This is a genomic window from Methylobacterium sp. 1A (genome assembly GCF_058072805.1).
On record NZ_JBYQVE010000003.1, the window covers coordinates 346299 to 370631 of the forward strand.

Sequence of the window (24333 nt, forward strand, 5' to 3'; positions counted from 1 at the left end):
ATTCCAACGCCCCGTTCCGGATGGGGCAACCCTGTGGGGCCAGCCATGACGATCCAGGCGCACCACGCGACCGACATGCCGGCCCTCGCGGCGCCCGCGCGCCTGGACGACGCCTACCGCCGGATCACGTGGCGGCTGCTGCCATTCCTGATGGTCCTGTGGATCCTGTCCTGGATCGACCGGGTCAACATCGGCTTCGCCAAGCTGCAGATGCTGGCCGAGCTCCGGTTCAGCGAGACCGTCTACGGCATCGGCGCGGGGATCTTCTTCATCGGCTACTTCCTCTGCGAGGTGCCGAGCAACCTGCTGCTGGAGCATATCGGCGCCCGGAAGACGATCGCGCGGATCACCCTGCTGTGGGGGCTCTGCTGCGTGGCGATGATGTTCGTGACCACGCCGGCGTTCTTCTACGTCCTGCGCTTCCTGCTCGGTGTCTTCGAGGCCGGATTCTATCCAGGGGTCATCTTGTACCTGACCTACTGGTATCCGAGCGAGCGCCGGGCCAAGGTGTTCGGGCTGTTCATGTCGGCCTCGGCGCTGGCCGGCGTCATCGGGGGGCCGCTCGCGGGCGCGATCATGTCGGGGATGCACGGCGTCAACGGCTGGTCCGGCTGGCAGTGGGTGTTCCTGCTCGAGGGTATCCCGTCGATCCTGGCCGGGATCGTCACGCTGTTCTACCTCACGGACCGGCCCGCCAAGGCCGGCTGGCTGACGGCGGAGCAGAAGGCGCTGGTCGAGGCCGACCTCGCGCGCGACGCCGCGGCCCTCGGCCACCGCGAGCACCGCATCCTCGCCTCGCTGAAGGACGCGCGCGTCTGGCAGTGCATCGCGATCTTCTTCTGCATCGTCACGGCGAACTCGGCCCTGACCTTCTTCGGCCCGAGCGTGGTGCGCGACGCCGGCTTCACCGACCCGCTGACGGTCGGCTGGATCATGTCGGCGGCCTATCTCTGCGGCGGCGCCGGGATGATCCTGAACGGCCGCCACTCGGACCGGACCGGCGAGGCGCGGCTGCATTGCGGGGTCCCGGCCTTCGTCGGGGCACTGGCCATCGCGCTCACCGGCGTCTTCATCGCGGGCGCGCCGGTCCTCGCGCTGCTCATGCTCGGGGTGGCGATCGTCGGCACGATGAGCGCGATCCCGGTCTTCTGGCAGATCCCCGGCCGCTTCCTCGCCGGGTCGGCGGCCGCGGCCGGCATCGCGCTCATCAACTCGGTGGCCAATCTCGCGGGCTTCGGAGCGCCGGCGGCGATGGGTTACCTGCGCGAGCAGACCGGCTCGGTCGCGACCGGCCTCTGGCTGGTCGCCGCCGTCGAGGCCGCGGCGCTCGTCCTGATCCTGGCCTTCGTCCCGCCGGCGACGCCGGAGATGGGTCGGCGCGCCCGGGCCCGCGCGGCGCACGAGCCGGCGTGAACCGCAGCACGAGAGGGAGGCTTTCTTGGAACACGGACCCGAACGACACGCTCTGACGCGGCGCGGCCTCGTCGCGACGGGGCTCGGCGCCGCGGCCGCGGTCTCCGCGGGCCCGGCGCTGGCCCAGGGCACGCCCGCTCCGGCGGCGGCTCCGGCCAATGCTCCGGCCGGTTCCCCGACCAAGCCCGGCACGCTGAACACCGCGCCCGTGTCGCAGGCCGGCCTCTCGCCGCGGCTGACCCTGCACGCCATCGACAATTTCCACGGCACGCCCGGTGCCGGGATGGTCTGCGACCTCGCGATGCACGACGGCACCGGCTACCGTCCGATCCGGACGGTCACCACCGCGCCGAACGGCCGGACCGCCGAGCCGCTCCTGGTCGACGAGGCTTTCAAGGCGGGCCGCTACGAGCTGGTGCTGCACGTCGAGGCGTATTTCGCGAACCTGGGCGTGAAGCTCCCGACCCCGAACTTCCTCGGCCTCGTGCCGATCCGGTTCCGGATCCGCGACGCGAGCCAGCGCCACCACCTGCCGGTGCTGTTCACGCCCTGGGGCTATTCCTACTACCGCGGCAGCTGACCCGTCCGATCCCCGACGCGACAAGGAGACCCGGCATGGCGGGCATCACCACACACGTCCTCGACACCGATCGCGGCCGCCCCGTCGCGGGGGTCCGGATCGACTTCTCCGTCCTCGAGAACGGCCAGTGGCGGCTCGTGAAGAGCGTCGTCACCAACGCCGACGGCCGGACCGACGCGCCGATCCTCCCGGCCGACAAGGCCGAGACCGGCCAGTACCAGCTGGAATTCTTCGTCGACCCTTATTTCCAGGGCCGGGCCGGCACCGCGGAGGCCGACATCTTCATCGACAACCCGGTCGTGCGGTTCGCCGTCGCCGACGCCAAGCAGCACTACCACGTGCCGATGCTGTGCGCCCCGTCGAGCTTCACCACCTACCGCGGAAGCTGAGCGGCATGATCGACCTCGACCGCCTCAACGCCCTCGAGCGCGACGCCTTCGTCGCGTATCTCGGCGGCGTCTTCGAGCACGCGCCCTGGGTCGCCCGGGCCGCCCACGGCGGGGCGCCCTTCGCCGACCTCGCCGCTCTCCACGGGGCGATGATGGCGGCCGTGCGCGCGGCGCCGCCGGACGTGCGCCTGGCCTTCCTCAACGGCCATCCCGAACTCGCCGGCCCGGAAGCCCGGGCCCGGGCGATGACCGCCGATTCCGCGCAGGAGCAGGGCAGCGCCGGCCTCGACCGGCTGACGGAGGCGGACGCGGCGGCGTTCGACCGGCTGAACGCCGCCTACCGGCACCGGTTCAACTTCCCGTTCATCGTCGCCGTGCGCGGCCGGGACCTGCGCGAGATCCGCGCGCTGTTCGAGGAGCGCCTCGCGCGCGCGGTCGCGGACGAGGAGGCGACGGCCCTGGAGGAGATCGGCGCGATCACCCGGATGCGGCTCGACCGGCTGGTGCGGCCGGTCTAGCGCGGCGCCCCGCGGCGATTTCGATCTTGGCCGGCCGGCCGGGCGCGTCCATGCTGGGCGCGGTCGGGACCGCCGTCCCGGTTCGAGGGCTGCATGAAGCGACTGGACGTGGCCGTCATCGGCGGCTCGATCGCCGGACTGACCACGGCGTGCCTGCTCGCGCGGAGCGGCCACGCCGTCACGGTGTTCGAGCGGTCGGCGGCCGCGCTCACGGGCCGCGGGGCGGGGATCGTCACGCATCCCGGCCTCCGGGCGGTGCTGGCGCGCTGCGGTGCTCCGGCCGGGGCGGGCGATCTCGGCGTCACCGTCGAGGGCCGCCGGGTCCTCGACCGGGACGGGACCGTGATCGCGGAGCGGAGCCTGCCGCAGGTGCTGGCGAGCTGGGGACGGCTCTACGGCCTTCTCCTGGACGCCGTGCCCCCGGACAGCGTCCGCTACGGCGCGGCGCTCGCCGCGGTCGAATCCGACGGCGCGCGCGTCGTCGCCTTCTTCGAGGACGGCCGCCGGATCTCCGCGGATCTCCTCGTCGGCGCCGACGGGCAGTTCTCGACGGTGCGGTCCCGGTTCCTGAGCGGTGTCGCGCCGCGCTACGCCGGCTACGTGGCGTGGCGCGCCGTCGTCGACGCGGCGGCCCTCGCGCCGGCGACCCAGGAGGCGATCGGCGGCCATTTCGCGTTCTGCCTGCCTCCGGGCGAGCAGATCCTCGGCTATCCCGTGCCCGGGCGCGCGGACGAGGCCGCCGGGCTGTGCTTCAACGCGGTCTGGTACAGGCCGACCGAGGAGGCCGCGCTCGCCGCGCTGCTGACCGATACCGGCGGCGTCCGCCACGCCCTCTCCATCCCGCCGGGCCGCATCAAGGCCGCGGTGCTGGAGGCGATGCGCGCCGACGCGGCGCGGATCCTGGCGCCCCCCTTCGCCGAGGTCATGCTGCGCGCCGAGCAGCCGTTCCTGCAGGCGATCCTGGACATCGAGACGCCGACCATGATCCCGGACCGCGGCGTCGCGCTGATCGGCGACGCCGCCTTCGTGGCCCGGCCCCATGTCGGGATGGGCGCAACCAAGGCCATGGAGGACGCCGCCGCCCTCGCGGACGCCCTGGACGCGGCCGGCGCCGACGTGGACGCGGCGCTCACGGCCTTCGAGGCGCGCCGACGCGCCTACGGCGCGGCCGTCGTGGCGCGGGGACGCGATCTCGGCGCGTACCTGCAGGCGCAGCAGCGCGGCGCGGCCGAGCGGGCGGCGGCGGAGCGGTTCCGCAGCCCCGAGGCGGTGATGGCCGGGACGGCGGTGCCGCCCGATATCCCCCGCGCTTAGGCCGCGCGGCGGGTCGCCTCCGCGCGCACGGCGGCCGGGAGCGCGAGGGGCGGGTTCGCGCTGTCCAGGAACTCGACGGTGGTGAAGATCAGCTCCGTGTCGCCGATATTGGCGAGGTCGTGGGTCATCGACTCGCCCGGCCCGAACGACAGGTGCTGGATGTCGCCCGCGCGGTAATCGACCTCCGCGACCCGCCCGTCGCCGTAATGCGAGCGGGCCCGCCCCGCCGTCACCGCGGTCCAGAAATAGTCGAGCACGTGCGTGTGGAAGCCGATCCGCGCGCCGGGCGCCAGGACGATGGTCCAGACCCGGGAGCGGTCATCCTCCGAGAGCAGCCGGGTGCCGACGCAGCCGTTGTCCCGCGCCGCCGCGTATTCCTGTGCCAAGTGGGGCGGCAGCGCCGCCGGTTCCGTTCCCTGGGTCATGGCGTTCCTCCGGCCCGCGAGGCTAACGCAGTTCCCTCGAAAGTCATCGCCGCGGCGGCCCGCTCCGGTGACGCGGGCGGGCCGGACCGGCGCCTCCCGTGATCCGGGGATCCCGGGATGGCCCTACAGCGCGTCGGACGACCGCGCCGCCGTCACCACCCGGCGGTGGGTGGCGAGCAGCCCCGGAAGCGCGGCGTCGAGCATGGCGGCCCGGACCGCGTCGCGGTCCGCCGTGCCGTCCATGCCGTAGACCCGCGAGCGCAGGCCGACGTAGACCAGCGCGCCGTGGATGCCGAACAGGAGCTCGAACTCGTCCGCGGCGAGCGGCTGAACCTCCGGGTCCGGCAGGTTCGACTCGGCGCGCATCCCGGCGAGCAGCGGCGCGAAGATGCGCGCGCGGACCATGCCGAGGTAGCGGCTCGGCAGATCGAACCCCTTGAGGCCGGCCGACACGAAGATCCGCAGCCACGCGTAGTCGTCGATCCGGCGCTGGTAGTCGATCTCGAAGCGCCGGAAGCGCTCAAGGACGGGGAGCGCGGTGTCGCGCACCGTCGCCTCCCAGCCGGGATCCCAGCGCCTGAGATAGACCTCCTCGTAGATGCGCTCGATCAGCGCCGCCTTGGTCGGGAAGTAGCGGAACAGCAGCGGCTGCGTGATGCCCAGCCGGCGGGCGAGCTCCCGGGTGTGCCCGTCGAGGCCGACCTCGGCGAAGTAGGCGACCGCGCCCTCGACGATCTGGCGCTCGCGGGCCTCCGGCGTCAGCCGCCGGCCGGTCGGCACCCGACCGTCACTGTCCGCCGGCCTGCTTGACGCCATCTCGGTTTCGCCTTCTATTGAGCGAACGATCAATAAGGGCCTCCAGCCTGTCCCATCGGGGCGGTCATGGAAAGCCCATCGGGAGGAGGACCAGGGCTTGAAGGCGCCCGACTTCGCCTACGCGCGTCCGGCCTCGCTCGACGCGGCCTTGGCCCTGCTCGCCGAGCACGGGGAGGAGGCCGTTCCGCTGGCGGGCGGCCAGAGCCTCGTCACGGCCCTCAACATGCGGCTCTCGGCGCCCGGCCTGCTGGTCGACCTCAACGCGATCCCCGAACTCACCGGCGTCTCGGAGGCCGGCGGCGAGGCCGGCGGCACTGTGCGGATCGGCGCCATGACGCGCCACCGCGACGTCGGGACCGCGGCACTCGTGCGCGAGCGCCTGCCGCTGCTCGCCGCCGCCCTGCCGCACATCGCCCATCCGGCCATCCGCAACCGCGGCACGATCGGCGGCTCGGTGGCGCTGGCCGACCCGGCCACCGAGTGGCCCGCCTGCTGCCTCGCCGCCGGCGCCTCGATCGTGGTGCGCGGCCCCGGGGCCGAGCGGCGCGTCCCGGCGGACGATTTCTTCCAGGGCCTCTACACGACGGCCCTGGAGCCCGGCGAGATCGTCACGGCGATCGAGTTCCCGGTTCCGGGGGCCGACGCGGTCTGGGGCTTCGAGGAGTTGTCGCGCCGCCACGGCGACTACGCCCTCGTCGGCCTCGCGGCGACCGGGCGGCGGTCCGCGGGCGGCCTGTCGGACCTGCGCCTCGCCTTCTTCGGCGTGGCCGACCGGCCGGTGCTCGCCCGCGCCGCCGCGGCGGCCCTGGAGGCCGGCGATCTCGCGGGCGCCCAGGCGGCGCTCGCCGGTGAGCTCGACCCGCCGGACGACCCGACGACCAAGGCCGCGACGCGGCTCCACCTCGCCCGCGTGATCCTCGGCCGCGTGGCGGCGAGGATGCGCGGCGGCAGCGCGCAGGAGGGCGGTCCCGATGGCGTCTGAGAGCCCCGACCGCGCGCACGCGGTCGCCTTCACGCTGAACGGCGAGGCCGTGCGGGCGCATGTCCCCGCCCGGATGCATCTCGGCGACCTGCTGCGCCAGTCCTTCGGCCTCACCGGCGTGCATCTCGGCTGCGAGCACGGCGTCTGCGGCGCCTGCACGATCCTGGTCGACGGCCGGGCGGTGCGGTCCTGCCTGATGCTCGGCGTCCAGGCCGACGGCGCCACCGTCGAGACCGTGGAGGGCCTGACCGAGAGCGGGCGCATCCGCGACCTGCAGGACGCCTTCCACGCCCGCAACGCCCTGCAATGCGGCTACTGTACCCCCGGCATGCTGGTGACGGCCGCCGAGCTCCTGGACGACGCGGACGCGGCCACCTCGCGCGAGGCGATCCGCGCGGCGATCGCGGGCAATTACTGCCGCTGCACCGGCTACCACGCCATCGTCGACGCCATCGCGGCGACCGCCGAGGCGCGCGGGCAAGGTCGCCGGGATGCCGGCAGGGATGCCGGCCTGGAGGCCGCCGAATGAGCGCGGATCCGGGCGGCCTCACCTTCCTCGACCGGCCGAACAGCTATATCGGCCGCTCCGTCCCGCGGCCGAACGCGCGGCGCCTGCTCGAGGGACGGGGCGTCTACGTGGACGACGTGGCCGTCGCCCGCCTCGGCCACGTCGCCTTCCTGCGCAGCCCCCACGCCCACGCCCGCATCGTCGCCCTGGACACCGCGGACGCCAAAACGATGCCCGGCGTGATCGCCGTGGTGACGGGGCCCGAACTGGCTGCCGTGTGCACGCCGTGGGTCGGTGTGCTCGGCCACTTCAAGGGCCTGCGCTCGGCGCCCCAGCACGCCCTGGCCCTCGACCGGGTGACCTGGGTCGGCGAGCCGTTCTGCGCGGTCGTCGCGCACGGCCGGGCCGAGGCCGAGGACGCGCTCGCGGCGATCACGGTCGAGTTCGACCCGCTCCCCGCCGTCGTCGACATGGAGACGGCGCTCGATCCCGCGACGCCCGCGATCCACGCCGAGCTCGGCGACAACCTCGCCTTCGAGCGCGTCCTCGACGTCGGCGACGTCGACGCGGCCTTCCGCGACGCGGCCCTGGTGGTCGAGGAGACCTTCCAGTTCGGCCGGCACACGGGCGTGTGCCTGGAGCCGCGGGCGATCCTGGCCGACTGGGCGGCGGCGGACGGGATGCTCACCGTCCACCACTCCTTCCAGGCGCCGCACATGATGCAGGACATCCTGTGCAAGCACCTCGCCCTCCCCGAGGGGGCGGTGCGGGTGATCTGCAAGGATGTCGGCGGGTCCTTCGGGATCAAGGTCCACATCTACCCCGACGAGATGGCGACCTGCGCGCTGGCGCTGATGCTCAAGCGCCCGGTCAAGTTCGTCGCCGACCGGCTGGAGAGCTTCCAGAGCGACATCCATGCCCGCGACCACCGGGTCACCGCCCGGATGGCCTTCTCGGCCGAGGGCGACATCCTCGCCCTCGACATGGACGACCTCACGGGCATCGGGCCCTACTCGGTCTACCCGCGCACCAGCGCGGTCGAAGCCAATCAGGTCGTCAACCTGACCGGCGGCCCCTACCGGCACCGGCATTACCGGGCCCGGGCCCGGGTCGTGCTCCAGAACAAGGCGCCGACCTGCCAGTACCGGGCGGTGGGCCACCCGATCGCCACGATGGTCGCCGAGGGGCTCGTCGATCTCGGCGCCGCCCGGCTCGGCCTCGACCCCCTGGCCGTGCGCGAGCGCAACGTCATCCCGGACGACGCCTATCCCTGCGCGGGCGTCTCGGGGATCAAGCTGGAGAAGCTGTCCCACCAGGCGGCGCTCGCCAAGCTCAAGGCGATGATGGATTACGACGGCCTCCGGGCCGAGCAGGCGGACCTGCGCGCGCGGGGGATCCACCGGGGCATCGGGCTCGCGGCCTTCATCGAGATCACCAACCCGTCGGCGGCCTTCTACGGGGTCGGCGGCGCGCGCATCTCCTCCCAGGACGGCTGCACGATCCGGCTCGATCCGCAGGGCGGCGTCGTCGCGTCGGTCAGCGTCACCGAGCAGGGCCAGGGCACCGAGGGCATCATCGCGCAGATCGTGGCCACCGCCACGGGCGTGCCGATGGACAAGGTCCGGGTGATCTCCGGCGACACGCAGGCGACGCCCTACGGCGGCGGGACCTGGGCCTCGCGCGGGGCCGGCATCGGCGGCGAGGCCGCGTGGCAGGCCGGCAAGGCGCTGCGCGGCAACGTCCTGGCGGTGGCGGGCGCGATCCTGCAGGCCGATCCGGAAAGCCTCGACGTCCGCGACGGCGCCGTGGTGGACGCAGGCACCGGGACCGAGCGCATGCCGCTCGCGGAGCTCGGCCGCATCGTCTACTTCCGCCCCGACACGCTCCCGCCGGGGGTGCAGCCCGAATTCGTGGCGACCCGGCACTACGTGCCCAAGGACTACCCCTTCGCCTTCACCAACGGCGTGCAGGCCTCCTACGTCGAGGTCGACACCGAGACGGGCTTCGTGCGGCTGCTCAAGCACTGGTGCGTCGAGGATTGCGGCACCGTGCTCAACCCGCTCCTCGTCGACGAGCAGATCCGCGGCGGCATCGTCCAGGGGATCGGCGGGGCCCTGTTCGAGCACTGCCTCTACGACGGCGAGGGCCAGCTGCTGAACGGGTCGATGGCCGACTACCTCGTGCCGATGGCCGGCGAGATGCCCGATATCGACGTCGCCCACGTGGTCTCGGCCACCGCGTCGTCCGAGATCGGCGCCAAGGGCGCGGGCGAGGCCGGCACCGCCGGCGCGCCGGCGGCGGTCGTCAACGCCATCAACGACGCGCTCGCGCCGCTGGACGCCCGTGTCGCGCGCCAGCCGGTGACGCCCGAGGTCGTGCTGGAGGCGCTGGGACTGATCTGATCACAGGACGGATAAAGCGGATAGGCTTCGCCGTCTTTGCGAGCGCAGCGAAGCAACCCAGGGCAGCGGGACGCTGCCGAACGTGGCGGCTCCCTGGATTGCTTCGCTGCGCTCGCAAGGACGGATGGCCTTCTCCGGTCAGGACACATCGACCACGACGACACATCGACCATCACGGGGCACGGTCCACCGAAGAGACCGGTCCCGACGAGGAAACGCCGACGGAGGGACGGGAATGGGAACGGGCTTCGACAGGCGCCGGCTGCTCCAGGGCAGCGCCGCCGCATCCGCGCTGGCGCTCGCCGCCCCGGCGCTCCTGCGCTCCGCGATCGCGCAAGGCGGTTCGACCGGAGGCCCGATCCGGATCGGCTTCCCGGTGCCGCTCACCGGCGCTTTCGGGGCCGAGGCGAACGACCAGGTCCGCGCCGCCCAGCTCGCCGTCAAGGCGTTCAACGAGGCCGGCGGCTTCCAGGGCCGCACGGCCGAGCTCCTCGTGCGCGACGACAAGCTCAACCCCGGCGAGGCGGCGACCCGGACCCTCGAGCTGATCGAGAAGGACAAGGTCAACTTCCTGGTCGGCGGCCTCTCGGCGGCCGTGACCCTGTCGATCAACAACGTCGCCCGCGAGCGCGGCGTGATCTACAACTCGATCAGCCAGTCCGACGCGATCAACGAGGCCAAGGATTTCGGCCGCACGACCTTCCACGAGGCCCTGAACCCGCACATGACCGCGGGCGCGGTCGGCCGCTACGTCTTCCCGAAGTCGGGCAAGCGCGTCGCCTTCCTCAGCGCCGACTACGCGTACGGCCACGAGATGATGCGCGGCTTCAAGCGCGCCGGCGAGGCCTCGGGCATCGAGGTCGTGGCCGACATCCGCCACCCGATCGGCGCCTCCGACTACTCGGCCTTCCTGCCCCGGATCGCCGCGCTCAAGCCCGACGTGCTCTGCCTGTGCAATTTCGGCCGGGACCAAGTCGTCTCGATCCAGCAGGCGACCGAGTTCGGCCTGAAGCGCACCACCAAGCTCGTCGCGCCGGTCCTGCTCTTCACCGCCCGCAAGGCCGGCGGCGACGCCTTCGACGGCGTGATCGGCGGCACCTCCTACTACTGGCGCCTGGAGGACAGCGTGCCCTCCGCCAAGGCGTTCAACGACCGGTTCCGCGCCGCCTACAACGGCGCCGTCCCGTCGGATTACGGGGCGCTGGGCTATGCCGGCGTCCGCTCGGTGCTGGAGGGCGTGAAGGCCGCCGGGTCGGTCGAGACCGACAAGGTCGTGGCCGCCATGGAGGCCCTCAAGGTCGACTTCTACAAGGGTCCGCAGAGCTTCCGGAAATGCGACCACCAGTCGGTGCAGTCGGTCCTGATCGTCGAGGCGAAGTCGAAGGACATGAAGACGCCGGACGACGTCTTCACGATCCTCGGCACGGAGGGGCCCGACGAGCGCTTCCTGCGCGGCTGCGACGAACTCGGGCACAAGGCGTGAGGCGCCCCATGCGAACCCGCGGGAGGGCGCAGCCTTGAGCGCCATCACGATCGGCGGCTTCCCCCTCGATCTCCTCGCCCTCCAGCTCGTGACCGGCATCGCGCTGGGGGCGATCTACGTGCTCGTCGGCATCGGCCTGTCGCTGATCTTCGGGCTGATGAACGTCGTCAACTTCGCCCACGGCGCGTTCTTCATGGTCGGCGCCTATGTCGGCGTCTTCCTGTACGGCTACACCGGCAGCTTCTGGCTCAGTCTCGTCGCGGCGCCGCTGGCGATGGGGCTCCTCGGGCTCGCCGTGGAGCGCGTGCTCGTGCGCCCCCTCTACGGGCGCGGCATCGACGACCCGCTGCTCCTCACCTTCGGCCTGTCGTACGTGATGGTCGAGAGCGTGCGCATCGCCTTCGGGCTGACGGGCCTGCCCTTCGGGGCGCCGCCCGAGCTGCGCGGCGCGGTCGACATCGGCATCGGCTACTTCCCCCTCTACCGCCTGTTCCTGATCGGCTTCGCGCTGGCGGTGGTGGGCGCCCTGTGGCTGTTCATCGAGCGCACGCCCTTCGGCCTCGTGATCCGGGCCGGCGCCCGCGACCCGCAGATCGTGCAGGTGCTCGGCATCGAGATCACCAAGGTCTGGCTCGCGGTCTTCGCCCTGGGCTGCGCGCTCGCCGGGCTCGCCGGCATCCTCGCCGCGCCGCTGCAGGGCGTCACGCCCGAGATGGGGGTCCCGGTGCTCGCCGAGGCCTTCGTGGTCACGGTGGTCGGCGGCATGGGCTCGCTGGCCGGGGCCGTGCTCGCCGGGCTGGTCGTCGGGATCGTGGTGGCGATGACGTCGCTCGTCGCCCCCGACATGACCAAGATGGCGATCTTCGCCCTCATGGCCGTGGTGCTGCTCGTGCGGCCCCGGGGCCTCCTCGGCCGGGCCGGAGCCCTCGGATGAGCGCCCGCGCTCCCGCCTCCGCCGTCACGAAGGGCGGCGCCCTTCCGGCTACCTTGCCGGCGGCCCGGCCGGGCTCCGGCCGGGCCGGGCGCCGGCTGGCGTGGTGCGGCCGGCACCGCGTCGCCCTGACGCTCGCCTTCCTCCTCGTGTTCCCCTGGATCGCGCCCTACCAGGCCCTCGCCGTGAACATCCTGGTGCTCGGGCTCTACGCCCTCGGGTTCAACCTGCTGTTCGGCTATACTGGGCTCCTGTCCTTCGGCCACGCCGCCTTCCTGGGCGGCGGCGCGTACGGCTGCGGCATCGCCATCGTCCATTACGGACTGCACCCGGCCCTGGCGCTCGTCGCCGGCACGCTGCTCGCGACACTCATCGCCGCCGTCATGGGCGTGCTGGCGATCCGCACCCGCGGCATCTACTTCGCGATGACGACCCTGGCGCTGTCGATGTGCGTCTACTACGCCTTCTACCAGGCGGAGGCCTTCACCGGCGGCGAGAACGGCCTGCGCGGCATCAACGTGCCGGCGCTCGCCCTGCCGGGCTTCAGCCTCAATCTCCTCGACCCGGTGGTGAAGTACTACGCCGCGCTGGCGGTGGTCGGTGTCGCGGTCTGGCTGTTCTCGCGCCTCCTGTCGTCGCCCTTCGGGGCCGCCCTCGAGGCGATCCGCGAGAACGAGGGCCGGGCGCAGGCCTGCGGCTACGACGTGCGCCGCATGAAGCTCGCGGCCTTCGTGATCTCCGGGGCCCTGTGCGGCCTCGCGGGCGGGCTCCAGGCGATCCACCTCTCGATCGTGCCGATCGAGACGATGCACTATTCGACCTCCGGCCAGGCCGTGATAATGGCGCTGCTCGGCGGCATGGGGACGTTCTTCGGGCCCTTCGTCGGCGCCGCGACCTTCGCGCTCCTGCAGGACGGGCTCGCCACCGTGACGAGCCACTGGCAGCTCTTCGTCGGCGCCGTCTTCATCGCCTTCGTGCTGTTCCTGCCGCTCGGCATCTGGGGCGAGGTGCTGGCGCGCCTGAGGAGGGCCGGATGGTGAGCGCCGCCCCGGTCGCCGCCGCGCCGGCAAAGGCTCCGAGTACGGCGCCGCCGATCCTCGCCACGGAGGGCCTCGGTAAGCGGTTCGGGCATTTCCGCGCCCTGTCGGACGTGACCGTCGCGTTCCCGGAGGGCGGCATCACGGCGATCATCGGGCCGAACGGGGCGGGCAAGTCGACCTTCTTCAACCTGATCTCGGGCGCCTTCCCGCCGAGCGAGGGCCGCGTGCTGTTCCGCGGGCGCGACATCACCGGCGCGGCCCCGCACGCCTTCGCCCGGATGGGCATCGCCAAGTCGTTCCAGATCACCAACGTCTTCCCGCACCTCACGGTGCGCGAGAACGTGCGGGTGGCCGCCCAGGCCCGGCGGGTCCGCTTCGCGTTCTTCCGGGACCGCGCGGCCTATCCCGAGCTGGCGGAGCGGGCCGAGGAACTCCTCGGCGAGGTCGGGCTCGGCGCCCGGATGGACCGCCTCGCGCGCGAACTCGCCCACGGCGAGCAGCGCGCCCTGGAGATCGCGGTGGCGCTGGCCGCCGAGCCGAGCCTCCTCCTCCTCGACGAGCCGACCGCTGGGATGAGCCCCGAGGAGACGCGCGAGATGATGGACCTCGTGCAGCGCCTCGCCGAGACCCGGACGCTGATCCTCGTCGAGCACAAGATGAAGCTCGTCATGGGCCTGTGCCGGCGCCTCGTCGTCCTCCACCAGGGCCAGCTCCTGGCCGAGGGCAGCCCCGACGACATCCGGGCGCATCCGGAGGTGCGCCGCGTCTACCTGGGCAACACGGCGGGCAAGATCACGGGCACGACCCCATGAGCGCCGCCGTCACGCAGCCGCTCCTGGCGGTCGAGGACCTGCGGGCGTGGTACGGCCACTCCCACATCCTGCAGGGCCTCTCGCTGGAGGTGCGCCCCGGCGAGATCGTCACGCTGGTCGGCCGCAACGGCGCCGGCAAGACCACCACGCTGAAGGCGATCATGGGCCTCGTGGCGAAGCGCGAGGGCCGCGTGACCTTCGCGGGCGCCGACATCCTCCACCGGCCGCCCCACGAGCGATTCCACCGGGGCCTCGCCTACGTGCCGGAGGAGCGGCGCATCGTGCCGGGGCTGACCGTGGAGGAGAACCTGCGCCTCGGCATCCTGGCCGCCCGGGGGGCAGGACGGGGCGCGCGCGCGACGCGCCGCGACGAGGCGCGGCGGATCGAGGTCATCGCCGAGACCTTCCCGCGGCTGAAGCAGCGCCTGAAGCAGGAGGCGGTCACGATGTCGGGCGGCGAGCAGCAGATGCTCGCCATCGCCCGGGCGCTCATGGCCGAGCCCGTGATGGTGCTCCTCGACGAGCCCTCGGAGGGGATCATGCCGATCCTGGTCGAGGAGATGTTCGCGCAGTTCGTCGCGATGAAGCGGGCCGGCACCACGATCCTGCTCGTGGAGCAGAACGTCGAGCTCGCCCTCGACGTGTCCGACCGCGTCTACATCGTCGACGGCGGCGCCGTCGTCTACCACGCCCCCGCGGCCGCGCTGCGGGACGATCCCGAGATCCAGGCGCGCTACTGCGCGGTCTGAGCGCCCGCACCGGCCGGTGGGCGGCGCAGTGTCAGGAGGAGACCAGGATGGACATCGCTGGCGCGTATCGGATCCCGGTCGCGCGGGAGGCCGTCTGGGCGGCGCTGAACGATCCGGAGGTGCTGGCCCGCTGCATCCCCGGCTGCAAGGAGCTGGTGCAGGCCTCCCCGGAGGAGATGACGGCCAAGGTCGCCCTCAAGGTCGGGCCGGTCTCGGCGACCTTCGCGGGCACGGTCCGCCTGGAGGACATGCGCCCTCCCGAGGGCTACAGCCTCGTCGGCCAGGGCAACGGCGGCATGGCGGGCTTCGCCAAGGGCCGCGCCGCCGTCAGCCTCGCGGCGGAGGGCGGCGAGACGCTCCTGACCTACACCGCCAAGGCCGAGGTCGGCGGCAAGATCGCGACGCTGGGCGGCCGGCTCATGCAGGCGACCGCGCGCAAGCTCGCCGACGAGTTCTTCGGCAAGTTCGCCGCCGAACTCGGAGCGACCGGCGACCCGGCCGCGCCCAGAGCGGCCGAGGCCTAGGAAAGCCGCGTCTCGACCGCGCCTCGACCGCGCCGGCCGGGACGGTCGCGCTCCCGACCGGCGCGTCGGAGCCCGGTCATCGCTGCGACCCGATCTGCAGGACATTGAAGCCGCGCTGCAGGGAGGTCCCGAGGAACTCTCCGAACGGGGTGTTCGCACCCGCGGCACGATCGACGCGGAGGACGGCGGCACAGCCGCGCTGCGGGCTCTCGACCGAGCGGCCGTCGACGGAGGCCGCAGGGGTCATGCCGGCTCGCCAACGCGCCTTCAGCGCGGAGACGGCCCTGTCGGCCGTCCGGCAATCGGGATAGGCGAGGGATACGAGCAGGGCCGGTCCATTCTTGCCTTGGTAGTCCGCGACGATACCGCCGGCATAAGCCGGGACGCCGTCCCGTCCGCGCTCGCGCTGATCCTCGATCGCCTTCCTCTGCGCGGCCAGATCGGTCGTCGCCGACAGGAGGGCGGCAGGATCGTCGGGGGTGATCCCCATCAGCGGCGTCACGACGGCCGCTTGAAGGATCGCGCCCGGGTCGCGCTCATCCGCGGCGGCCAGACCCGTCAGCGATGTGGCGACCGCCTCGTGATCCGCCGCGCTCCGGCCGACCCCGACGCGTGTCTCCAGATCCGCGTCCGCGGACGCCTGCGCGACGACGCGATCGATCGCTAGGATCGCGCTGGTCTCGCCCATCGGGCCGGACCAGGGATCGGTCGGCTGCCGGGCCCTGAGATTCAGGGCGCGCGGCTCACCGTTGGCGAGAATGCGCGGCGCGGTCGAGACCGGCCGGAAGTTCCTGTCCTTCAGTTTGGCGACCAGGGTGTCGGCTGCCGCCTTCGTCGCCAGACCCCAGTGAGTGACGCGCGCCGGAGGCTGGCCGAAGGCCGCGAAATAGGAGATGTCCTCGAACGGGATGCCGGCCTTCTCGGTCCATGTCTGCGCGCCGCCGTAGCTGAGGGCGTTCAGCGGGCGGATGCTCTGCGCGAAGGCCATGCGCCGCAGGCCGGCGTCGCTCAGCGCACCGCCGGCGGCCCTGGACAGCGCCTGGACGTCCATGAAGACGATCGGCATCGGGTCAGGCGTCGCCAGGACGGAATCCGGAACCGCGCGGAGAGCCGCCTCCAGAGTGCTGGCCGCCCGCGCCGCCGGCGCGATCATCAGGACTGAGAAGGACACGACGACGAGGCGGGATGAAACTGAGCGCCAGAGAGGTCGTGTCACGTCGAATCCCATGCTCCAGGTCCCTCGGGAGCGCCGATGCCCGTCTGCCGGTCATGGCGCTGACCGCGTCGGGCAAGAAGAGATCTCCGCAGTGCTCACCCGATCATTGCTGGACAGGCTCTCTTCTGTCTCCCTCAGTCGATTTTAGCTGAGCCGCTCTCGGCTTCCACTAGTGAGGGTGACCTATTGACCGCGCCGCCCGGATTGCCGCCGATCGGACGCCCGGCACCGTCGAGACGAGCGCCGACCGATGGGGGCGTCGCCTCTGTGAGAGCCGCAACGTGACTTCGGCCTCCGCGTGTCGCCCCCCGCGCGCCGATCCTCTCAAGCGAGCGATTCTCCGGTCCGATCGCGCATCGTGAGGACTGCGGCGAGCGAGATGGCCGACAGCACGGCGACGTAGAGGCCCGGCCCCGTGGGCCAGGCCAGGTGGTGGACGATCCACGTCGCGGCCATCGGGGCGGTGCCCCCGACCAGCGCCATCGAGGCGTTGAAGCTGATCGCCAGGGCCGTGCAGCGCGAGCGGTGCTGGAACATCTCGACGAACGCCGTCGGCACGACGGCGGCGTTGCCGGCGATCAGGATCGCGAACGCGACCTGGCTCAGGACGATCAGAAGCGTGTCGCCGGTGGTCAGCAGCATGAAGAGCGGCCACGACAGGATTGTCAGGCCCGCCCCGGTCAGGACCAGAATACGCTTGCGCCCGAAGCGGTCGGACAGGGCTCCGGCGATCGGGATGCACACGGCTTGAACCACCATGGCGAGCGAGTTGATGAGAAACGCCGTGTGTTGCGGCAGGCCCGACACGGTGTGCATGAACGTCACGAGGTAGACGAACACCACGTAGAAGCCGCACGCCAGGCCGAGATTCATCGCGAAGGCGCGCAGCATGGCGGAGCCGTCGATCTCGACGGCCGTGCGCAGCGGTGAGCGCTGGTCCGTCGGTGCCCGATCTTCGCGAAACACGGTCTCGACGTGATCGTCGTCGATATGGCGACGCAGAGCGAAGATGAAGACGCCGAGCACGATCCCGAAGAGGAACGGCAGGCGCCAGCCCCACTGGTGCACGTCTTCCGGCGTGAGCAGGCCGGTGACGAGCGTCCCGGCAATGGAGCCGAGCAGGATCCCCCCGGCGGCCCCGATGCAGGCGAGGCTGCCGGTCAGGCCGCGGCGCGCCGGTGCTGCGGTCTCGGACAGGAAGATGGCCGAGGAGGTGTACTCGCCGCCGACGGAGAGACCCTGGCCGAGCCGCAGCACCACGAGCAGGACGGGCGCGAGGAGCCCGGCCGACGCGTAGGTGGGCAGGCAGCCCATCAGGAAGGTCGAGACGGCCATGAGGCCCGCCGACAGCAGGAGTGCCGTCTTCCGGCCGTAGCGGTCGCCGATGTGGCCGAACACGATGCCGCCGATCGGGCGCATGAAGAAGGCGGCGGCGAACACCGCGAAGGCCGAGAGCAGCGACGTCGTGGGGCTGTCGGACGGGAAGAAGTTCCGGCCGATGACGGCACTGAAATACCCGTAGGTGGCGAAATCGTACCATTCGAGCGTGTTGCCGATGGCGCCCGCGACCACGGAACGGCGCCGCGCCGCGCCGGGGACCTTCGGGCCGTCGGCGATCGCGTCGGAACTGATCGGGAGCGGCGGCTCACCGTACGGAGGGGTGGATTGCATGATGCGCCCGCCTTGCCGCCGAATTCAGTCTAGACGCTAGACTGAAACGCCAAGCTTGGCGAGACCATTGGAGAAGGACGACATCCCTCTTCCGCTCGACAGTTAATAGGCGCGGGGCAGCCTTCGCGCGGGCGAGCCCGCCAGGGCCGCACGCCCCTCCGTCCTGCGCGGCCAGACCGCGATCGGGAGGCCCTCCGTCCTCACGGTGCCTCGGCGTCGGCGGGAAGATCCGGAGCTTCGGCCGCCGCGGCGAACGCCCGCCGGGCCCGCTCGATCTCGGCGTGGTGCGTCTCGGCCCAGATCCACACGCCGCAGAACGCGGCGCCCAGGCTCCGGCCCAGCGGCGTCAGCGTGTAGTCCACGCGCGGCGGGATCACCGGGTGCACCGTCCGCCGGACGAGACCGTCCCGCTCCATCTGGCGGACGGTCTGCGTCAGCATCTTCTGGCTGATCCGGCCCACGGCCCGGCCGAGCTGCGTGAACCGGAGGATGCCGTGCTCCTCCAGGGCCTCGAGGATCAGCATGGTCCACTTGTCGGCCACTTGGCCGATGATGTCGTTCACCAGGGCCTCGATCGCCGGATCGACGTCCTGCGGGGGTGTCCCGCGCCGCTTCGCCTCGATCGCGGGGTCAGGGGCAGCCCTGCGCATTCGACACTCTCCTTTCGGTGCGTACAAATCTTTTCGGTGCCTACTTCAGGGCGGAGAGTGTCAACCATACTCTCTGCGGCGACAACAACGGGGTCGCCATCATGAAAACCTCCGGCAACACGATCCTGATCACGGGCGGCGGGTCCGGGATCGGAGCCGCGCTCGCCCATCGCTTCCACGATCTGGGCAACACCGTCATCGTCGCCGGTCGCCGCGCGGAGGCGCTGGAACGGGTCACGGCCGGCCGCCCGGGCCTGCACGCGATGCCCCTCGACATCGCGGATGCCGGAGACATCGCGGCGTTCGCCCGGCGCGTCACGGCCGAGCACCCGGCCCTGAACGTGGTGATCAACAACGCCGGCATCATGCGGTTCGAGGCGCTGGATCAGGCGCGCGACCTCTCCGACGCGGAGGCGACGATCACCACCAACCTGCTCGGCCCGATCCGTCTGACGGATGCCCTCGTCGCGCATCTGGTCACACGGCCGGACGCGGCGCTGATCAACGTGTCGTCCGGGCTGGCCTTCGTGCCCCTGACGACCACACCGACCTACTCGGCGACGAAGGCGGCGATCCACAGCTACACGGTCTCGCTGCGCGAAGTTCTCAAGGGCCGGGTCGAGGTGATCGAGCTGGTGCCGCCGGCGGTCCAGACGGATCTCACGCCCGGCCAGGCCACCCGCGCGGGCTACCTGCCCCTGGCCGACTTCATCGACGAGGTGATGGCCCTGTTCCAGCAGCAGCCGACGCCGCCCGAGATCCTGGTGCAGCGCGTCGCCTTCCAGCGCAACGCCGAGGCCGAGCACCGCTTCGACGCGGCCGTCGCGACCCTGAACGAGGCCGCTCGCGCGGCCCGCGCGGCGCAGGAATGAGGTGCGCGCGGAGATCCGCGAGGAGATCCGCGTCGCCGCGCGCGGGCGCGACCCGTGTTTCATCAGTTCAGCCTGGAGACGATCGATGCCGTTCGCCAATTTCAAGATCCCGCAGGGCATGATGACCGGTCCGCAGAAGGCGGATCTGATCCACCGCACGACGGATCTGCTGGTCTCCTTCTTCGGGGAAGCCGCGCGCCCGCACACCATGGTCTTGGTCGACGAGGTCGTGGATGGCGGCTACGGGCGCGCGGACGAGGTCTTCGATCTCGAGGCCCTGCGACGCCTGCGGGCGCACCACGAGACGGGTTCGCGCTGACGGCCTCCACATCGTGACGGCGGCCCTGCCCGGAGCCGTCGACGATCTCGTCGCGCGCGTCCGTCCCCGGACCGCGTTTCGAGCCCCGTTCCGATGGGACTAGGAGGGAGCGCCGTTGCGTGAGACTCTGGGCCTGCCCCGGCGGGCGGGGCGAGGCGGAGTGCCATGCGATGAGCCAGGACGACGAATCGCCGCCGGCGCGGCGCCGCTTCCTCGCACAAGGCGCGGCGGCGGCCGCGGCCGTCCTCGCGGGCGGCCCGGCCCGATCGGACGAGGCGGCGCCTCCGGCCGTTCCCGAATGGATGAAGGTCCCGGGCGCCGATGTCGGCAGCCAGACCTACGGCCGGCCCTCGCGCTTCGAGGAGGGCGTCATCCGCAACGTCCCGAAGGGTCTGAAGCAGTACATCTCGGCGTCGAGCCGCACGCCGCTGCAGGATCTCGACGGCATCCTGACGCCCAACGGCCTATTCTACGAGCGCCACCACGGCGGCATTCCGGACATCGATCCCGCCCAGCACCGGCTGATGATCCACGGACTCGTCGAGACGCCGCTCATCCTGACGATGGACGACATCCGCCGCTTCCCGTCGGAGTCGCACATCTACTTCCTCGAATGCTCGGGCAACCCGGGCTTCGAGGCGATCAAGGGCAAGACGGCGTCGGACCTCGTCGGCCTCGTCAGCTGCGCCGAATGGACCGGCGTGCGCCTCGCGACGGTCCTGGCGGAGGCCGGGCTCAAGCCAGACGCGCGGTGGGTCGTGGCCGAGGGCGCGGACGCCGCCGCGCTGACCCGCAGTATCCCGATCGCGAAGTGCCTCGACGACGCCCTGCTGGTCTACAGCCAGAACGGCGAGCGGCTGCGCCCCCAGCAGGGCTACCCGCTTCGGGTGCTGCTGCCCGGCTACGAGGGCAACATGAGCGTGAAGTGGTTGCGCCGGCTCAACGTCACGGCGGAGCCGGCCTATTCCCGCGAGGAGACGTCGAAGTACACCGACCTGATGCCGGACGCCACGGCGCGGCAATTCACCTTCGTGATGGAGGCCAAGTCGATCATCACGCGGCCCTCGGGCACGCAGCGGATCGCCCCCGGTTTCCACGAGATCACCGGCCTCGCCTGGAGCGGGCGCGGGCGGATCCGCGGCGTGCAGGTCTCGACGGACGGGGGCGGGAGCTGGCGCGACGCCGCCTTGCAGGAGCCGGTGCTCAACCGGGCGCTGACGCGGTTCCGCCTGCCCTGGCGCTGGGACGGGACGCCCACGACCATCGCGAGCCGGGCGATCGACGAGACCGGCTACGTGCAGCCGAGCTTCGAGGACCTGACGGCGGTGCGCGGTCTCAAATCCTTCTACCACAACAACGCGGTCGTGCCCTGGCGCATCGCGGCGGACGGCGAGGTGGCCAATGGCTATGCGTGAAGCCCGCGCCGCCGCGGGGATCGCCCTGGTGCTCGCCTGCGCCGGGCCGGTACGGGCGACGGAGCGCCTCGGGATCGGGCGTCCGGCCACGGAGGCCGAGATCGCCGCCTGGAACATCGACGTCGACCGGGACGGCCGGAAGCTGCCGCCCGGACACGGCAGCGTCGCCCACGGCCGAGAGGTCTTCGAGACCCAATGCGCTTCGTGTCACGGCAGCCGGGGCGAGGGCGGGACCGGCGAGCGGCTGGCCGGCGGCCAGGGCACGCTCGCCTCGGCGAAACCGCTCAAGACCGTCGGCAGCTTCTGGCCCTACGCGCCGACCCTGTTCGACTACATCCGGCGGGCGATGCCGATGAACGCCCCGCAATCGCTCAGCGCCGACGACGTCTACGCGGTCTCGGGCTACGTCCTGTACCTGAACGGGCTCGTCCCGGAGAGCGCCGTGCTCGATGCCGCCACCCTGGCCGCCGTCCGCATGCCGAACCGCGACGGGTTCGTGCCGGATCCCAGGCCGGATGTGAGACCCTGACGGGAGCGGCGTACCCGATCAGGCCGCCCCGGCCCCGCCCGCCGCCGGGGCGCCACGGTGCTGTGGCCGTTCCGCCACTGTCGTCGCAACATTATTACATTCGGTTGCCGGGGCGTTGACCCGGCCGGTCGCCGCGGCAAGTATTTTCCTGCCAAGGTTATCCGGGCACGGTCCGGAGCCGGGGTGGTAATCCGGTGCGCGCTGCGCGGTGCGTCCGGATCTGCCCCGCACCTGTCGACTGGGCGCGCCCGTTCCCCGCGGCCGCCGGTGCCGCGCACCGGGACGGTCCGGCGGCGGCGATGACGCGCGTCACGGGAGGCGGCCTTCGGCGCGACGACGTTCCTCGGGCGCGGTGCCCCAGCGGAGCGCGCGGTGCCGCCCGTCCGGGCGTGACGCCGCCCGCCTCCGCGTGGCCGCGCGCCGGCAGCAGCGAGTGTGTGGTGGCGAGTTCTGGACGATTGTCGTTCCGCGAGAGTCCCAGGCCGCGCCGGGGATGCGCCCGCCCTGCCGGGGCGCGGCGCGGCAGCCCGCGCCTGGCCCTGGCGGCCATGCTGTCCGCCGGCGTGCCGGTCGGGGAGGTCCGCGCGCAGGAGAGCGTGACCCTGGAGGAACTGTCGGTCGAGCATGTCGGCGAGGGCGCCGCCCGGACGACGGCGTCCGGGCGCGGCAGCATCGGCCTGATCGGTCCGACACCGGGCTACGGCGCCGGCGCGGCGGTCAGCGCGACGCGCACGGCCACACCGCAGATCGACGTGCCCGTGGCCGTGTCGGTGGCGCCGCGCGAGACGATCACCGATATCGCCGCCACCCGCGTCGACCGGGTCTTCGACTACCTGCCCGGCGTCGCCCGCCAGAACAATTTCGGCGGCCTGTCGATCTTCAGCTACGCCATCCGCGGCGTGACCACCTCCGAGATCTACAAGAACGGCTTCCCCCTCAATCGCGGGACGCCGCCGCCGCCCGACGCCCAGAACATCGAGCGCATCGAGGTGCTCAAGGGGCCGGGAGCGGCCCTGTTCGGGCGCAGCGACCCCGGCGGGCTGGTCAACCTGATCACCAAGCAGCCGACCGCCGAGCGGTTCGTCGAGTTCGGCAACCAGGTCGACTCGTTCGGCCTGACCCGGGGCACGATCGATGCCGGCGGTGCGCTGAGCGCGGACGGCACGGTGCTCTACCGCTTCAACCTCGCCGCCCAGGGTGCGGGCAGCTTCCGCGACTTCGTGGACAGCGACCGGCTCCTCGTCGCGCCGGTGGTGAGCTGGCAGGTCACCCCGGACACGCGGATCACGGTCGAGACCGAGTTCGTGAAGAACCGGATCGTCTTCGACCGGGGCGTCATCGCGCTGAACCGGCAACTCGGGTTCCTGCCCGTCTCCCGCTTCCTCGGCGAGCCCGGGCAGAGCACCTATCAGAACAACAACACGCTGCAGGTCCGCGTCGACCACCGCTTCGACGAGAACTGGCAGCTTCGCCTCGCGACCTACTTCAACACGGGCGATCTCGCGGGCGAGTCGGCGGAGATCCGCGCCATCGCTGCCGACAACCGCACGGTCTCGCGCGACCGCAACGTGCGCGACTACCGCTGGGACGTGGCCGTCGGGCAGGCCGACCTCGTCGGGCGCTTCGATACCGCCGGCATCGGCCACACGCTACTGCTCGGCATGGACCGGGAGAGCACCGACAGCCGCACGCAGTACTTCCGCTCGAACTTCCGCACGAGCCCGTTCGCCCTGGACATCTACGCCCCGGTCTACGGGCAGGCGCTGCCGCCGATCACCATCCCGCGCAACAACTTGGAGCGGATCACCAACACCGGCCTCTACGCGCAGGACGAGATCGTCCTGAGCCCCGAATGGCGGGCGCTCGTCGGTGTGCGCCTCGACATCTTCGAGCAGAGCTTCCGCGAGCGCGCCGTCCGCAGTCAGGTCGACCAGTCGCGGGTCGCCGCGTCGCCCCGGGCGGGCCTCGTCTACCGGCCGATCCCGGAACTCGCCCTCTACACCAACGTCGGCACGAGCTTCCGGCCGAACATCGGCCCGGACGCCGCCGCCGTGACCCGCGGCACGGCCCTGCCGCCGGAGACCGGCCTCGGCTACGAAGTCGGCGCCAAGTCCGAGCTGTTCGGCGGCAGCCTGCTCCTCACCGCCGCCGCCTTCCGGGTGGAGCGGGAGAACGTGCTCACGCCCGATCCCGCCAATACCGGCTTCTCCCTCGCCGCCGGGGCCGTCCGCAGCCAGGGGTTCGAGCTGACGGCCCAGGGGCAGATCACGCCCGAGCTGAAGCTCCTGGCCGGCTACGTCTACGCCGACGCCCGGGTGACCAAGGACAACGTGCTCCCGGTCGGAGCCCCGCTCATCAACGTGCCGCGCCATTCCGGCAGCCTCCTCGCGGTCTACGAGCCGGAGGGGGCGTGGCGCGGCTTCGGTATCGGAGGCGGCGTGCGGGGCGTGGGCGCGCGCGCCGGCGACGCGGCCGGCTCCGGCTTCACCCTGCCGGCCTACGTCGCGGTCGACGCGCTCGCCTACTACCGCTTCGACAACGCCCGGATCGCGCTCAACGTCGAGAACATCTTCGACACCGCGTACTACGAGAGTTCGCTGAACGTGTTCCGGGTCTATCCGGGCTCGCCCCGGCGGATCACGGGCTCGGTGACGGTGCGGTTCTGATGGCGGGCCCGCGGCCCCCGTCCAGGCAGCCGCCGGGGTCATCGCTCCGGCGAGAGGGCGCGCCTGCGGGACTCCGCAGGCCGACCGCTTCTGCGCTATGTCGGATTCC

The 24333-nt window shown here is 72.0% G+C and carries 24 protein-coding genes; 19 read left to right on the plus strand and 5 right to left on the minus strand.

From position 1 onward, the window contains the following. Window positions 1–45 precede the first annotated feature (45 nt). The 5 genes from ACX9MN_RS33200 to ACX9MN_RS33220 all read left to right on the plus strand — a co-directional run bounded on the left by ACX9MN_RS33200 (window position 46) and on the right by ACX9MN_RS33220 (window position 4214). Window positions 46–1413, plus strand: a complete 1368-nt coding sequence (locus ACX9MN_RS33200) for an MFS transporter (protein WP_091682436.1) — start codon at window positions 46–48, stop codon at window positions 1411–1413. 25 nt (window positions 1414–1438) lie between these two features. After that, window positions 1439–1993, plus strand: a complete 555-nt coding sequence (gene uraH / locus ACX9MN_RS33205; protein ID WP_056527111.1) for a hydroxyisourate hydrolase — start codon at window positions 1439–1441, stop codon at window positions 1991–1993. A gap of 35 nt (window positions 1994–2028) precedes the next feature. Further along, on the plus strand, window positions 2029–2382 hold the full coding sequence (gene uraH / locus ACX9MN_RS33210) for a hydroxyisourate hydrolase (protein WP_056527114.1): 354 nt from the start codon (window positions 2029–2031) through the stop codon (window positions 2380–2382). 5 nt (window positions 2383–2387) lie between these two features. Next, entirely contained in the window at window positions 2388–2900 is a 513-nt protein-coding gene (gene uraD / locus ACX9MN_RS33215; RefSeq protein ID WP_056527116.1) for a 2-oxo-4-hydroxy-4-carboxy-5-ureidoimidazoline decarboxylase, read from the plus strand. A gap of 93 nt (window positions 2901–2993) precedes the next feature. Then, window positions 2994–4214, plus strand: a complete 1221-nt coding sequence (locus ACX9MN_RS33220; RefSeq protein WP_489726519.1) for an FAD binding domain-containing protein — start codon at window positions 2994–2996, stop codon at window positions 4212–4214. Here ACX9MN_RS33220 and ACX9MN_RS33225 read toward each other — a convergent pair. Together ACX9MN_RS33225 and ACX9MN_RS33230 are read right to left on the minus strand one after the other, a co-directional pair. Next, window positions 4211–4639 (minus strand): cupin domain-containing protein, encoded by a 429-nt coding sequence (locus ACX9MN_RS33225; protein WP_020094444.1) that lies wholly within the window; start codon window positions 4637–4639, stop codon window positions 4211–4213. The genes ACX9MN_RS33220 and ACX9MN_RS33225 overlap by 4 nt on opposite strands. A gap of 123 nt (window positions 4640–4762) precedes the next feature. Then, window positions 4763–5419 carry a TetR/AcrR family transcriptional regulator gene (locus tag ACX9MN_RS33230; protein WP_244540058.1) on the minus strand — a complete coding sequence of 219 codons (657 nt, stop codon included), beginning with the start codon at window positions 5417–5419 and terminating at the stop codon, window positions 4763–4765. Window positions 5420–5552: 133 nt separating this feature from the next. Between ACX9MN_RS33230 and ACX9MN_RS33235 the strand changes: the two genes are divergently transcribed. From ACX9MN_RS33235 to ACX9MN_RS33275, 9 genes are all read left to right on the plus strand, one after another. Then, window positions 5553–6437: an FAD binding domain-containing protein gene (locus tag ACX9MN_RS33235; RefSeq protein WP_489726520.1), complete on the plus strand. Its 885-nt coding sequence runs from the start codon at window positions 5553–5555 to the stop codon at window positions 6435–6437. Beyond that, window positions 6427–6966 carry a (2Fe-2S)-binding protein gene (locus tag ACX9MN_RS33240; RefSeq protein WP_100251668.1) on the plus strand — a complete coding sequence of 180 codons (540 nt, stop codon included), beginning with the start codon at window positions 6427–6429 and terminating at the stop codon, window positions 6964–6966. Before ACX9MN_RS33235 ends, ACX9MN_RS33240 begins: the two co-directional genes overlap by 11 nt. After that, complete coding sequence (locus ACX9MN_RS33245; RefSeq protein WP_489726521.1) at window positions 6963–9347, plus strand: xanthine dehydrogenase family protein molybdopterin-binding subunit; 2385 nt, start codon at window positions 6963–6965, stop codon at window positions 9345–9347. The genes ACX9MN_RS33240 and ACX9MN_RS33245 overlap by 4 nt, the downstream gene beginning before the upstream one ends. Before the next feature lie 235 nt (window positions 9348–9582). Further along, window positions 9583–10830, plus strand: a complete 1248-nt coding sequence (locus ACX9MN_RS33250) for an ABC transporter substrate-binding protein (protein ID WP_489726522.1) — start codon at window positions 9583–9585, stop codon at window positions 10828–10830. 34 nt (window positions 10831–10864) lie between these two features. After that, window positions 10865–11764, plus strand: coding sequence for a branched-chain amino acid ABC transporter permease (locus ACX9MN_RS33255; protein WP_489726523.1), 900 nt, complete (start codon window positions 10865–10867; stop codon window positions 11762–11764). Next, on the plus strand, window positions 11761–12801 hold the full coding sequence (locus ACX9MN_RS33260; protein WP_489726524.1) for a branched-chain amino acid ABC transporter permease: 1041 nt from the start codon (window positions 11761–11763) through the stop codon (window positions 12799–12801). Before ACX9MN_RS33255 ends, ACX9MN_RS33260 begins: the two co-directional genes overlap by 4 nt. Beyond that, window positions 12795–13613, plus strand: a complete 819-nt coding sequence (locus ACX9MN_RS33265) for an ABC transporter ATP-binding protein (protein ID WP_489726525.1) — start codon at window positions 12795–12797, stop codon at window positions 13611–13613. Before ACX9MN_RS33260 ends, ACX9MN_RS33265 begins: the two co-directional genes overlap by 7 nt. Continuing rightward, entirely contained in the window at window positions 13610–14362 is a 753-nt protein-coding gene (locus ACX9MN_RS33270) for an ABC transporter ATP-binding protein (protein WP_056527151.1), read from the plus strand. The genes ACX9MN_RS33265 and ACX9MN_RS33270 overlap by 4 nt, the downstream gene beginning before the upstream one ends. Before the next feature lie 47 nt (window positions 14363–14409). After that, window positions 14410–14886, plus strand: a complete 477-nt coding sequence (locus ACX9MN_RS33275; RefSeq protein WP_020094434.1) for an SRPBCC family protein — start codon at window positions 14410–14412, stop codon at window positions 14884–14886. A 76-nt stretch (window positions 14887–14962) separates the two neighbouring features. Here ACX9MN_RS33275 and ACX9MN_RS33280 read toward each other — a convergent pair whose 3' ends face one another. The 3 genes from ACX9MN_RS33280 to ACX9MN_RS33290 form a co-directional block, all read right to left on the minus strand. Then, window positions 14963–16102 (minus strand): hypothetical protein, encoded by a 1140-nt coding sequence (locus ACX9MN_RS33280; RefSeq protein ID WP_489726526.1) that lies wholly within the window; start codon window positions 16100–16102, stop codon window positions 14963–14965. Window positions 16103–16426: 324 nt separating this feature from the next. Continuing rightward, a complete protein-coding gene (locus ACX9MN_RS33285) occupies window positions 16427–17773 on the minus strand; it encodes an MFS transporter (protein ID WP_056532321.1) in 1347 nt (448 codons plus the stop codon). Between the two features lie 200 nt (window positions 17774–17973). Then, window positions 17974–18423 (minus strand): winged helix-turn-helix transcriptional regulator, encoded by a 450-nt coding sequence (locus ACX9MN_RS33290; RefSeq protein WP_489726527.1) that lies wholly within the window; start codon window positions 18421–18423, stop codon window positions 17974–17976. A gap of 101 nt (window positions 18424–18524) precedes the next feature. On the opposite strand from ACX9MN_RS33290, the gene ACX9MN_RS33295 reads away from it, so the two are divergent. From ACX9MN_RS33295 to ACX9MN_RS33315, 5 genes are all read left to right on the plus strand, one after another. Continuing rightward, window positions 18525–19295, plus strand: a complete 771-nt coding sequence (locus ACX9MN_RS33295; protein WP_447715062.1) for an SDR family oxidoreductase — start codon at window positions 18525–18527, stop codon at window positions 19293–19295. An 85-nt stretch (window positions 19296–19380) separates the two neighbouring features. Continuing rightward, window positions 19381–19614 carry a tautomerase family protein gene (locus ACX9MN_RS33300; RefSeq protein ID WP_020094429.1) on the plus strand — a complete coding sequence of 78 codons (234 nt, stop codon included), beginning with the start codon at window positions 19381–19383 and terminating at the stop codon, window positions 19612–19614. A gap of 170 nt (window positions 19615–19784) precedes the next feature. Continuing rightward, entirely contained in the window at window positions 19785–21029 is a 1245-nt protein-coding gene (gene soxC / locus ACX9MN_RS33305; RefSeq protein ID WP_489726528.1) for a sulfite dehydrogenase, read from the plus strand. Continuing rightward, complete coding sequence (locus ACX9MN_RS33310) at window positions 21016–21558, plus strand: c-type cytochrome (protein ID WP_244534887.1); 543 nt, start codon at window positions 21016–21018, stop codon at window positions 21556–21558. The genes soxC and ACX9MN_RS33310 overlap by 14 nt, the downstream gene beginning before the upstream one ends. A gap of 548 nt (window positions 21559–22106) precedes the next feature. Further along, window positions 22107–24224: a TonB-dependent siderophore receptor gene (locus tag ACX9MN_RS33315; protein ID WP_234083185.1), complete on the plus strand. Its 2118-nt coding sequence runs from the start codon at window positions 22107–22109 to the stop codon at window positions 24222–24224. Window positions 24225–24333: the final 109 nt, after the last annotated feature.